Here is an 11,945-nt window from a genome sequence, read left to right on the forward strand (position 1 = left end):
CGATCAGGGGAGGGGTTCCCCGAGTTCCCGCTCGACGGCGTCGGCCATGGCCCGCAGCACCGCGAGCGTCCGGTGCGCCTCCACCTCGTCCACCTCGGTGATCGCGAACCCCACGTGCACGATGACGTACGACCCGACGTCGGCCCCGGGCGTGCAGTCGAGGCAGACCTCGCGCCGGATGCCGCCGAAATCGACCGTGGCCATGCGCAGTCCGGCGTCGTCGTGGACCTCCAGCACCCGCCCCGGGATACCCAGACACATCCGCGCTCACCTCTCCCCGGCCAGCCGTGCGGCGGCCACCGCGGCCTGGCCGTAACTGATGCCGCCGTCCCCGACCGGGACCTGTTCGCCGACGAGGACCCGCAGCCCCTGGGCGCGCAGCCGGCGCCGGACCTCGGTCAGCAGTCGCCGGTTGACGAAGCAGCCGCCGCCCAGGCACACCGTGCGCGGCGCGCCCTCCGCGACGGCCCGCTCGACGAGTTCGGCGGTGACGATCGCCAGGGTCACGTGGAAGGCCGCGGCCAGCCGTGCCACGGGCTCCCCGGCCAGCCGCCGCGCCAGCAGGTCGGCCAGGGTCGACGTCGTGTCGTACGCCCACAGCCCCTGCGCTCGTACGACGCGGTGGGCGAGCGGTACGGCGTGCGTGTCGCCCGCCGCCGCCTCGACCAGGACCGCGGCCTCGCCCTCGTAGCTCACCTCGTCCGCGAGGCCGAGCAGCGCGGCCACGGTGTCGAAGAGGCGTCCCGCGCTGGACGCCCGCGGGCAGTTGACGTTCCGGGCGACCATGGCGCCCACGGCGGCCACCTCGGCCGGGTCGAGTCGCTCGGTGAAGGGGCGGGTCAGCCAGGGGTAGGGGCGCGGGGAGCCGAGGGTCTCGCCGCCCAGCAGGTGGCCGAGCGCGGTGCGGGAGGGATGGCGTACCGCCGCGTCGCCTCCCGGCAGGGGCGCTGTCGCGAACCTGCCCACGCGGCGGTAGCTGGTCAGGTCGGCGACGAGGATCTCGCCGCCCCACAGGGTGCCGTCGTCCCCCAGGCCCAGGCCGTCGTACGCGACGCCCAGGAACGCGCCCCGCACCTCGTGCTCGGCCGCGCAGGCGGCCACGTGCGCGTGATGGTGCTGCACCGGCATCCGCCGCAGCGGCTGTGCCTCGGCCCACTGGGTGGAGAGATAGCCGGGATGCAGATCGTGGGCGAGGACGGTCGGTTCGATTCCGCTGAGCCGCTTCAAGTGGTCCCACGCGGTCAGGAACGCTTCGTGCGTCGTCAGGTCGGACAGATCGCCGGTGTGCGGTCCGAGCAGCGCTCGTCCGTCGGCGGCCAGGGTGAAGGTGTGCTTGAGCTGCGCGCCGGCCCCCGCGACCGGCTGCCGGGCGGGCAGGGGCAACGGGGCCGGGGCGAGGCCCCGGGCCCGGCGGACGGTGATCCGGGTCCGGCCGGCGAACTGCACCACCGAGTCGTCGTAGCGGGACCGGATGGGCCGGTCGTGGGTGAGGAAGCCGTCCGCGACCGGGCCCAGCGCCCGCCGGGCCTCGGCGTCGTCCACCGCGATCGGCTCGTCGCTGAGGTTGCCGCTGGTCACCACCAGGGGGCGGGCCAGGTCGGCGAGCAGGAGGTGGTGCAGGCCCGTGGTGGGCAGGAACAGGCCGATCCGGTGCAGGCCCGGATGTATTCCGGGGGCGAGCGGCGCGCTGCCGCGGCGGCGCCTGGCCAGGAGCACCACCGGGCGTTCGGGGGAGAGCAGGGTCTGCCGCTCCGCGGCGCCGATGGAGGCCAGACGGGCCGCCGTCGCCAGGTCGGGACCATCACGGCGAGGGGTTTCGCGGGGCGTCGCTTGCGTCGGCGCAGCTCCGCCACCGCCTGTGCGTCGCCCGCGTCACACACCAGCTGGTAGCCCCCGAGCCCCTTCAGAGCGATGATCCCGCCCCCCTCCACCGACTTCACCGCTTCCCGCAGGGCCTCCTCGCCGCGCAGGTCCTCCCAGGCGAGCCGGGGCCCGCAGACGGGGCAGGCCACGGGCTCGGCGTGGAAGCGCCGGTCGGCGGGGTCGGCGTACTCGGCCGCGCAGGCCGGGCAGAGCGGGAAGCGGTGCATGGTCGTGCGCACACGGTCGTAGGGCAGGTCCTCGATGATCGTGGCGCGCGGTCCGCAGTCGGTGCAGTTGATGAACGGGTAACGGAAGCGGCGGTCGCGCGGGTCGCGCAGCTCGCGCAGACACGCCTCGCACAGGGCCGTGTCGGGCGGGATCTCGCGTACGGAGGGGTCCGCGGGTCCTGGGGCGCTCGGGCGGACCTCGAAGCCGCTGCCGTAGGGCAAAGGCGCCGAGCCCTGGGTGAGCCGGACCTGGCGGACGCGGGCGAGGGCCGGGGCGCCGCTGCGCAGCCGGGCGGCGAACTCCTCGATCCCGGCGCTCGGGCCGGCGACCTCGCCCTCCACATGGCCGTTGACGTTGGCCACCCAGCCGTCCAGGCCGAGGGCACGGGCGGTGCGATGGACGAAGGGCCGGAAGCCGACCCCCTGCACGATGCCGTCCACGCGGAACCGGCGCACGCTCATGACCGCTCCCCGCCTGCCTCGATCTCCGCCTCGACCGCCTCGACCAGATCCGCCACGGTCGCCGCGACGGCGGGCGACAGACCGGTGCCCAAGTCGCTGTCGGCGCCTTCGACGGCGTACACGACGAGCCGTTCCGGCAGCAGCCCGAGGACCCTCGCGAGCTCGACCGCCTCGCCGAGCCCCAGCCCGTGGGAGCTGGTGGCCGACCGCTGTGCGAGCCGGCCGGAGTCGACGGCGAGGCGGTGCACCCGGCCGGGGGCCGCCGGATGCGCGTGGGCGGCGTCCACGACCACCGCGAGCCGGGCTCCCTCCCACAGGCCGATCAGCCGGCCGGGGTCGCCGTCACAGGTGGCCAGCACGGTGCCCGGCGGCAGCGGCCGCTCCCGCAGCCCGGCGATCACCGCCCAGCCCACGCCGTCGTCGCGCCGGTAGTCGTTCCCGACGCCGATCACGGCGATGCGCGCACTCCGGGTCATGTCTTCCACCCTGTGCCGCGGTTCCCCGGAGTCACAGGGGCCGAACGACCCACCCCCGGGGCCGGTGTGCCCTCACCGGGACGGCACCACGGCGACCGGGCAGCGGGCGTGCGGCAGCAGTGCCGCGGCGGTGCGGCCGGTGTGCCGGCCGAGCACCACGAGCCCCGCGTTCAAGGAGGCGTGAGCGAGGGCTTCGGCCACCGGGAGGAGGACCACGTCCTCCAGGATCTCGACGTCGGGGTACTTCTCCCGCCACGGCCTCAGCGCGTCCGACAGCAGCTGCACCTCGTGGTCCTCCCAGGTCGCGCGCGTCTCCTCGGGCACGGGCCAGGGCAGGCACGCGCGGTTCTCCGGAAGCCGCCAGCCGTGCACCGCGTGCAGGCGCCTGCCGTGGTGCCGGGCCGCCGAGAAGGCGAAGTCGAGGGCGGGGACCGAGGGGTCGCGCGCGTCGACGCCCACGACCACCCCGTCGGGGCGATGCGGAAGGTCCGGGGAGAGGCGGGTGCCGGGCACCAGGACCACGGGCCCGTCGGAGGCCGCGGCGAGGGCCGCGGCCGTCGATCCGACGGCGACCCCGGCGTGCTCGCTCTCGCCGCGCAGGCCCACGACGAGCAGTTCCGCGTCCACGGTCGCGGCCCGCAGCGCGGGCACGGGTGCCCCGGCCAGCAGCATGCCGCGGGCCACCACATCGGGGTGCCGCTCGCGCAGTTCGGCCAGTGCGTGGTCCACCACGGCTTCGGGCCCATAGGGCCACCGTTCGTCCCGACGCGGCCCGGCGTGCACGATGGAGAGGGACCGTCCGCGCAGCAGCGCCTCCCGCGCGGCCCAGTCGGCCGCCGCGCGGCTCCGGGCCGACCGGTCGACACCGGCGATGATCACTTGTTCCATGGTCTGCCGCCTTCCGGCCGGGGGAGCGTCGCCCGAACGGTGCCAGCCTGATCCCGCGGCCCGCCGCGGGGCAGGGGCCGAACGGGCCCCGGCGGGCACCCTGTGGCCCCTGCCGGGCCGCGGGCCGCGGCCCCAGGCTGGTCACCAGGAGCAGACCGACCACAGGAGGTGCGCGCCATGCTGGTGCCCGTAGTCGCCGGAGTCGACGGTTCCGCCGAGAGCCTCGCCGCAGCCGAGTGGGCCGCCCGCGAGGCGGTACGCCGGGGCCGACCGCTGCGCCTGGTGCACGCGTCGAGCCGTGAGTACGGCCATCCCGCCGCCCGGCGCCAGCTGGGCCGGCGTGCCCTGCGCGAGGCCGCGGACCGGGTCAGCCGCACCACCCCCACCGTCACCCTCGACGACGCGTACGTCGAGGGCCCCGCCCCCGCGGCCCTGCTGCGTGCCGCCGAGGGAGCCGAGCTGCTCGTCCTCGGCTCCCGTGGCCTCAGCGGCTTCACCGGGTTCCTGGTCGGCTCCGTCGCCCTCGACGTGGTGGGTCGTGCCACCGGGCCCGTCGTCCTGGTCCGCGCCGGCGAGGAGGCGGCCGACGAGCACCTGCCCGCACCGGACGGCACCGCCTCCGTCCGGACCGGCTACCGGGACGTCGTGCTCGGCCTCGACCTCGCGGACCCCTGCGACGAGGTGATCGCGTTCGCCTTCGAGGCGGCGCAGCTGCGCGGCGCCCGCCTCAAGGTCGCCCACGCCTGGCAGTCCCCGTCCCCGCTCGGGCTGGGTCCCGGTGAGATCGGCCTGGCCGACGGTCCCCGGCAGGCCGAGGAGTGGCTGGGGTTCATGACCGCCGTGCTCAGGGTGTGGCGCGACAAGTACCCGGACGTGGAGGTCGTGGAGACGGTCACCGAGGGGCGCGCCCAGTCCGTGCTGGTGCGGGCCGGGTCCGGGGCGAGCCTCCTCGTCGTCGGGCGCCGGACCGGTGCGCGCCGGACCGGCCCGCGCACCGGCCCCGTCACCCACGCCGCCGTCCATCACGTCGGCTGCCCCGTGGCCGTCGTACCCCACGAGTGAGAGGCCGACCGACGATGACCGCGCCGATCAAGTACGTGTACGAATTCGCCGAAGGCAGCCGGGACCTGGCCGATCTGCTCGGCGGGAAGGGGGCCGGGCTCGCCGAGATGACGCGGCTCGGGCTGCCCGTGCCGCCCGGGTTCACCGTCACCACCGAGGCCTGCAAGCTCTACCTGGCCACCGGGGAGGAGCCCGCCGAACTCGGCGTCGAGACCGCCCGAGCCCTCGCCCGCCTGGAGCGGGCCATGGGTCGCGCCCTGGGCGCCCCCGACGACCCGCTGCTGGTGTCCGTGCGCTCGGGCGCCCGCTTCTCCATGCCCGGCATGATGGAGACCATCCTCGACATCGGGCTGAACGACGACTCGGTCGCCGGGCTCGCCAAGGCGTCCGGGCAGGAGCGGTTCGCCTGGGACTCCTACCGTCGGCTCATCCAGATGTTCGGCCGGACCGTGATGGGCGTCGACGGCGAGCTGTTCGAACAGGCCATCGCCGCCCACAAGGCCCGGCGCGAGGTCGCCACCGACCATGACCTGGACACGGGCGAACTCATCCAGCTCACCGAGGAGTTCAAGGCCATCGTCCGCGACGTGACCGGCGAGGACTTCCCGCAGGACCCGGCCGACCAGCTCACCCGCGCCGTACGCGCGGTCTTCGACTCCTGGAACGGCGAACGCGCCCGGATCTACCGGCACCGCGAACACATTCCCGAGGACCTCGGCACCGCCGTCAACGTCCAGGCGATGGTCTTCGGCAACCTCGGATCCGACTCCGGCACCGGCGTCGCCTTCACCCGCGACCCCGCCACCGGAGAACGCGGTGTGTACGGCGACTACCTGCCCGACGCCCAGGGCGAGGACGTCGTCGCGGGCGTCCGCGACGCGCTGCCGCTGACCGAACTGAAGTCGCTCGACCCGCGCGCGTACGTCGAACTCGGCGACCACCTGCGCACCCTGGAGGAGCACTACCGCGACCTGTGCGATGTCGAGTTCACCGTCGAACGCGGCCGGTTGTGGATCCTTCAGACCCGCGTCGGCAAGCGCACCGCCGAGGCCGCCTTCCGCATCGCCCACGACCTCGCTGAGGAAGGTGCGATCAGCGCCGACGAGGCCCTGATCCGGGTGGACGGCGCCGAACTGACCCGGCTGATGTTCCCCCGCTTCGACACCGGCGCGGACGACGTGCCCCTCGCGCACGGGGTGCCCGCCTCGCCCGGCGCGGCCGTCGGCGTCGCCGTGTTCGACTCCGCCGAAGCCGTGCGGCGTGCCGCGGCCGGGGAGCACACCGTCCTGGTCCGACGGGAGACCACCCCCGACGACCTGCCCGGCATGATCGCCGCCGAGGCCGTGCTGACCAGCCGGGGCGGCAAGACCAGCCACGCCGCCGTGGTCGCCCGCGGAATGGGCAAGGTGTGCGTGTGCGGTGCCGAGGCCCTCACCGTCGACCCGGCCGCCCGTCGTTTCACCACCCCGGACGGGACCGTCGTCCGCGAGGGCGACACCATCTCCGTCGACGGCACGGCCGGCACCGTCCACCTCGGCGAACTCCCGCTCACCGCCTCCGACGTGGGCCGCGCCCTGGAGTCGGGCACCTCCACCGGAGCGCTCACCGACGCGGTCCTCGGCGCCCTCGCCCACGCCGACGCCGTACGCCGCCTGGAGGTCCGCGCCAACGCCGACACCCCCGAGGACGCCGTACGCGCGCGTGCCCTGGGCGCCCAGGGCATCGGCCTGTGCCGCACCGAGCACATGTTCCTCGGCGAGCGCAAGGGACTGGTGGAGGCCATGATCCTGGCCGGTGACGACGCGGCACGCGAGCGGGCGCTGGCCGCGCTGCTGCCGCTGCAACGGGAGGACTTCACCGGGATCCTGGCGGCGATGGACGGACTGCCGGTGACGATCCGGCTGCTCGACCCGCCGCTGCACGAGTTCCTGCCCGACCGCACCGACCTGGCCGTGCGCCTGGCCTCCGCCGACGACCCCGATCCGCGCGACCGGGAACTGCTCGCGGCCGTCGAGCGGATGGACGAGCAGAACCCGATGCTCGGGTTGCGCGGCGTCCGCCTGGGCCTGGCCGTACCCGGCCTGACGGCCATGCAGGTGCGGGCCGTCGCCGAGGCCGTGACCGCCCGGCTGCGGGCCGGCGGCGCTCCGCGCGCCGAGATCATGATCCCGCTGGTCGGCACGGTCGAGGAGTTGCGCCTGGCCCGTGCCGAGGCGGAACGCGTTCTCGCCGAGGTCGCCGCCGAGACCGGTACGGCTCTCGACTGCCCGATCGGCACGATGATCGAACTGCCGCGCGCGGCCCTGACCGCCGGGCGTATCGCCGAGGCCGCCGACTTCTTCTCCTTCGGCACCAACGACCTCACCCAGACGGCCTGGGGACTCTCCCGCGACGACGCCGAGGCCTCCTTCTTCCCGCTGTACCTGGAGAAGGGCGTCTTCGCGGTGTCGCCGTTCGAGACGATCGACCGGGAAGGTGTCGGGAGGCTGGTGGAGATCGCCGTCGAGGCCGGACGGGCCGTCAACCCCCGCCTGGAGACCGGGGTGTGCGGAGAGCACGGCGGAGACCCCGAGTCGATCCACTTCTTCCACGGGGCGGGTCTGGACTACGTCTCCTGCTCGCCGTTCCGGATCCCGGCGGCCCGGCTGGAGGCGGGCCGGGCGGCCCTCGCCGACACCACCGGGACCAGCGACAGCAGGTGAGGCGTACGCGGCGACAGAGCGCTACGGAGAGTCACCTGTGATCACCCTTCGGCTGGCCGCGCCAGGCCGGGGTGCGTGGCAGAAACGCCCGCGAAAGTGCGGGGACCGGCTCGCCGCCGGTCCCCGCCGCGGTCACGTCTGTCCGGGGCCGCCGCTGCCGAACGAGCCGCTGCTGCTCCCGCCCCAGCGCGGGCGCTTCTTCGACGGGCTCGGGCGGGAGGGGATGTTGCCGTGGGCGGGCATCTCGTGCGGCAGGGTGCGGTGGTCGCTGCGGGGCATCTCGTCCGGCTCCCGCATCTCGGTCGTCTCGCGCGTGGCACCCTCAGGGGGCAGATGGGGCTGGTCCTCGGGGCGCGGCGGCCCCGGTTCCCGGCGCCGTACCCGGGCGCCCAGGACGAAGGCGCCCAGCAGCAGCGCCACGACGACCACGCCCGCGACGATGAGTCCGATCCCGAGTGCGCCGCTCTCGGCGGCCAAGTTCAGCCAGGTGTTGTTCATGGGGGCGCGAGTACCCCCGGCGCACCTCGCGAACCGGGTTTGACGCCGTTTGGGGCGGCTACCCGCACCCTGTGACCTCGACGACTTCGCAGCAGCAGCTCTTCCAGTACCTGGAGGACCGCTTCGCGTGTGCGCAGGCGTGCACCGAGTGCGCGCGCACCTGTGCGCTGCGCGCGAGCCAAGCGGCACCCGACGGGTCGGCGGAGGAGGAACTCGTTCGGCGTAAGGGCATCATGTGCGCGGAGGTGTGCGACGCCACCTGCCGGGTGCTCTCCGAGCACGGCCTCATGGACGAGGAGAGCATCCGCGTGCAACTGGAGTGGTGCCGCACGGTGTGCCTGGAGTGCGCGCACGCCTTCGACGGACGTCTCGGCGCCGAGGACGGCGCGAAGGCCTGCCGGGAGTGCGCGCAGGCCTGCACGGACTTCCTGGAGTCGCTGAACTGAACCTGTGCTCGAGTGCGGGCGTCCCCGGCATTCCCTATTTCTGGAACACGTTCTACGGTGTGCGCCGTCAGGACCGGCCGAGGGAGACCTGGAGGCGCCGTGCATCTCGACCACACGCCCGAGCAGCAGCGGCTGCGCACCGAACTGCGCGCCTACTTCGCCGAACTGGTGCCGGACACCGCCCACGCACGGCACGCGGACCCGGCCGCCCAGAAGCGGTTCTACCGCGAGACGATCCGGCGCCTCGGCGGCGACGGCTGGCTCGGCGTCGGCTGGCCCGAGGAGTACGGCGGCCGTGGCCTGAGCGCGATGGACCAGTTCATCTTCTTCGACGAGGCCGCACAGGCGGGTGTACCGCTGCCGCTGATGGCACTGAACACCGTGGGCCCGACGATCATGCAGTTCGGCACCGATGAACAGAAGGCGTACTTCCTGCCCCGGATCCTCTCCGGCGAGATCGACTTCGCGATCGGCTACAGCGAGCCCGATGCCGGGACCGACCTCGCGTCCCTGCGCACCCGTGCGGTCCACGACGGCGACGAGTACGTGATCAACGGCCAGAAGATCTGGACGACCAACGGCGACACGGCCGACTGGGTCTGGCTGGCGGTGCGCACCGATCCGTCCGCCCCGGCGCACAAGGGCATCACCATGCTCCTGGTCCCGACGAGCGCCCCCGGTTACTCCTGCACCCTGATCAACACCCTCGCCGGCCACGACACGACCGCCAGCTACTACGAGAACGTCCGCGTGCCCGTCTCCCGCCGGGTCGGCGCCGAGAACCAGGGCTGGCGGCTGATCACCAACCAGCTCAACCACGAGCGCGTCACCCTCGCCGCCCACGGCACGATGGCGATCCGCGCCTTCCACGACGTCCAGCGCTGGGCGACGGAGACCAAGCTCGCCGACGGCCGCCGGGTCGTCGACCTGCCCTGGGTGCGCCGCCGCCTGGCGCAGACCCACGTCCGCCTCGACGCCCTCAAGCTCCTCAACTGGCAGATGGTGCAAGCCGTCCAGGACGGCACCCTCACCCCCCAGGACGCCTCCGCCGTCAAGGTCTACGGCTCCGAGGCCCGCCGCGACGCCTACGCCTGGCTCCTGGAGATCGTCGCCGCGCCGGGTGCCCTGAAGGAGGGTTCCGCGGGCGCGGTCCTGCACGGCGAACTCGAACGCGGCTACCGCTCCGCCGTCATCTTCACCTTCGGCGGCGGCAACAACGAGATCCAGCGGGAGATCATCTCCTGGATCGGCCTGGGGATGCCTCGGGTGCGGCGGTGAGTGACCGGCTGTGTCGAGCACTGCCGTGCGAGGCTACGAGTTCCGTGGCGCGGAGGAACCGCTCGAAGCAGGGCGCGGGGTCTGTGCGGCCGGCGGAGAGCGGCCTGCTCCCGACGGCGACGGGCACAGCTGAGCCGGGCCCGTCGCCGTGGGCTCCTCAACCGGGTCCGCCCAGCATGATCTTCCATACCCGGGTCGCGACTTGCAGGTTGAGGCGGTCCTCCACGTTCGTGAGGTCATGCCCGCTGATCTCGCGGATGCGCTGGAGCCGGTAGCGAAGCGTGCTGCGGTGGATCGCGAGGGCTTCGGCGGTCTCGGCGTAGTTGCCGCCGCAGTCGAAGTACCGGGCCAGGGTCTCCACGAGCGCCGCACTGTGCCGGCTGTCGTAGTCGACGAGCTGTCCGAGCCATTCCCGGACAAACCCCTCCAGCTGCTGGTAGTCGTTCCCAGGCCCCAGGATGCGGTAGAGGCCCAGATCGTCGAAGAACGTCGTGCCGTACCGGCTTCGGGACCGTCGGCGTACCTCCAGGGCACGCAGTGCCTCTTGGTAGCCGCTGGGGATACCGACCGGGGTGTCGCAGCGGGCGCTCACCCCGATGGTCCCGTCAGTTGTTCCGGTCGCCCGGGCGAGCGCCGCGTACAAGGCGTGGTCGTCGGGCCTGCCCTCGGCGACCAGGACCACGTGTCCGGAACGCCGAGCCACCAATGACGGCATGCCCACGGCCGAAGCCGCCCGGCCCACGGTCCGCGCGAAAGCGTCGTCGGAGACCTGGCTCCTCCACTGCACGACGACCACGTACTGGATGCGGTGCAGGTCGTGTCCGAACGCCTCGGACCGGGCGTAGGCGCTCGCCTCGTCCGTGCCCGCCAGGAGATCGTCGACCAGTTCGCGGCGTAGTCGCGACTCCACCCCCGCGAGATGGCGCAGGTGCGACAGTTCCAGGGTGAGTGACGTGGCGGCGTGTTCCAGGGCGAACACGGTGTAATCGTCGGCCTCGTCGCGGGGGTCGACCAGGGCCAGCACTCCGAGGACCTCACCGCGGGGGCGTATCACGCAGGTGAGCCGGTCCTTGATGCGCACGGGTCCGCCTCTCCGGGCGACCCCCTGGAGCATCTCCTCATGGCGTGCGGGGTCCGGGTCCGGATAGGGGTCGGGCCGGCCGGGGCCGGTCCAGGACCGCAATCGGCCGAAGCGGTCCTCCACCAGTACCGGGAATCCGGTGAGCTCATGCAGTGCGCTGGTGATGGCCTCCTCGCCGCCGCCCGAGGTCGCGATCTGGGCGAGCGCCTCGTGCACGGCCCGTTGATATCCCGCCTCGACCATGAGGGAGATCAGCCGTCGCTGGAGGGTTGCACGCTCTCGTCGCAGTCGGTGCAACTCCAGCGCGTCTTCCTGACGGCGGTGGTGCGCGACGGCGACCGAAAGGGCCGCGGCGGTGAGTCGTACCAGTGTGGCGAGCAGGACGTCCTGGGCCTGGGTGGGCCGCGAGCGAGACGTCACCACGAGGTAGCCGTGCAGTCCACCGGGTCCGTGCAGGGCCAGGGCCCGGCCCCGTGACCGGCCGGGAACGGCCACGGGGCCGTCCCGCCCCGTCAGCTCTCGCACCGTGCGGTCGAGGGCTGACGCATGGGCCCGTCCGTCCTGGGGGCTGGGGACCAGGTGACCGTGCACCCTGAGGTATCCCGCCTCTGCTCTGTACGGGCCGACGGCTGACACATGGGCCATGGCCAGGCGCAGGATCTCGCCTTCGCTCCGGGTGTCGAACAGGGTGCGGGAGACCGCCAGCAGTTCGTGGGGAGGGCCGGCCGGGCCGGGAAGGTGTGGGCGGGGGCCTCTCCACGAGGCCGTCGGGCGCCGCCCGGAACGGCCCCGTGGAAGTCTGCCCTCCGGGACGGGACGGCCTCGGCGCATGTTCCGGGCCCAGCGGCCGGCCATGGGGTCACTCCCTTTCCCGAGCCCTCACAGAGTGAAGTGAGTGGACTTCGTGTACCCCTCTGCCACCGGCTCACCCAAGCTTCGGAGTTTCCACCTCATGCTCGCGG

At 73.6% G+C, this 11,945-nt stretch carries 9 protein-coding genes and 1 pseudogene; 4 read left to right on the forward strand and 6 right to left on the reverse strand.

Annotated elements, in window-relative coordinates; translation table 11 throughout:
- Positions 1 to 3 precede the first annotated feature (3 nt).
- The 4 genes and pseudogenes from ACWDRW_RS15080 to ACWDRW_RS15095 form a co-directional block, all read right to left on the reverse strand.
- Positions 4 to 261 carry a HypC/HybG/HupF family hydrogenase formation chaperone gene (locus ACWDRW_RS15080; RefSeq protein ID WP_451723317.1) on the reverse strand — a complete coding sequence of 86 codons (258 nt, stop codon included), beginning with the start codon at positions 259 to 261 and terminating at the stop codon, positions 4 to 6.
- A gap of 6 nt (positions 262 to 267) precedes the next feature.
- Positions 268 to 2,552, reverse strand: a pseudogene (gene hypF, locus ACWDRW_RS15085) (carbamoyltransferase HypF).
- On the reverse strand, positions 2,549 to 3,028 hold the full coding sequence (locus tag ACWDRW_RS15090) for a hydrogenase maturation protease (RefSeq protein WP_451723318.1): 480 nt from the start codon (positions 3,026 to 3,028) through the stop codon (positions 2,549 to 2,551). Before ACWDRW_RS15090 ends, hypF begins: the two are co-directional and overlap by 4 nt.
- A gap of 72 nt (positions 3,029 to 3,100) precedes the next feature.
- On the reverse strand, positions 3,101 to 3,916 hold the full coding sequence (locus tag ACWDRW_RS15095) for a universal stress protein (protein WP_451723319.1): 816 nt from the start codon (positions 3,914 to 3,916) through the stop codon (positions 3,101 to 3,103).
- Between the two features lie 177 nt (positions 3,917 to 4,093).
- On the opposite strand from ACWDRW_RS15095, the gene ACWDRW_RS15100 reads away from it, so the two are divergent.
- Both ACWDRW_RS15100 and ppdK read left to right on the forward strand, forming a co-directional pair.
- Positions 4,094 to 4,978, forward strand: coding sequence for a universal stress protein (locus tag ACWDRW_RS15100; RefSeq protein ID WP_451723321.1), 885 nt, complete (start codon positions 4,094 to 4,096; stop codon positions 4,976 to 4,978).
- A 14-nt stretch (positions 4,979 to 4,992) separates the two neighbouring features.
- Positions 4,993 to 7,680, forward strand: coding sequence for a pyruvate, phosphate dikinase (gene ppdK, locus ACWDRW_RS15105; protein ID WP_451723322.1), 2,688 nt, complete (start codon positions 4,993 to 4,995; stop codon positions 7,678 to 7,680).
- Positions 7,681 to 7,812: 132 nt separating this feature from the next.
- Here ppdK and ACWDRW_RS15110 read toward each other — a convergent pair whose 3' ends face one another.
- On the reverse strand, positions 7,813 to 8,178 hold the full coding sequence (locus tag ACWDRW_RS15110; protein WP_451723323.1) for a DUF6479 family protein: 366 nt from the start codon (positions 8,176 to 8,178) through the stop codon (positions 7,813 to 7,815).
- Between the two features lie 71 nt (positions 8,179 to 8,249).
- Between ACWDRW_RS15110 and ACWDRW_RS15115 the strand changes: the two genes are divergently transcribed.
- Together ACWDRW_RS15115 and ACWDRW_RS15120 are read left to right on the forward strand one after the other, a co-directional pair.
- Positions 8,250 to 8,624, forward strand: a complete 375-nt coding sequence (locus ACWDRW_RS15115; RefSeq protein WP_451723324.1) for a ferredoxin — start codon at positions 8,250 to 8,252, stop codon at positions 8,622 to 8,624.
- 99 nt (positions 8,625 to 8,723) lie between these two features.
- Positions 8,724 to 9,902, forward strand: coding sequence for an acyl-CoA dehydrogenase family protein (locus ACWDRW_RS15120; RefSeq protein ID WP_451723326.1), 1,179 nt, complete (start codon positions 8,724 to 8,726; stop codon positions 9,900 to 9,902).
- A gap of 157 nt (positions 9,903 to 10,059) precedes the next feature.
- Here the strand turns inward: ACWDRW_RS15120 and ACWDRW_RS15125 are convergent, their stop codons facing one another.
- Complete coding sequence (locus tag ACWDRW_RS15125) at positions 10,060 to 11,838, reverse strand: PucR family transcriptional regulator (RefSeq protein ID WP_451723327.1); 1,779 nt, start codon at positions 11,836 to 11,838, stop codon at positions 10,060 to 10,062.
- Between the last annotated feature and the right edge of the window lie 107 nt (positions 11,839 to 11,945).

This window comes from Streptomyces sp. NPDC003635, assembly GCF_053587635.1.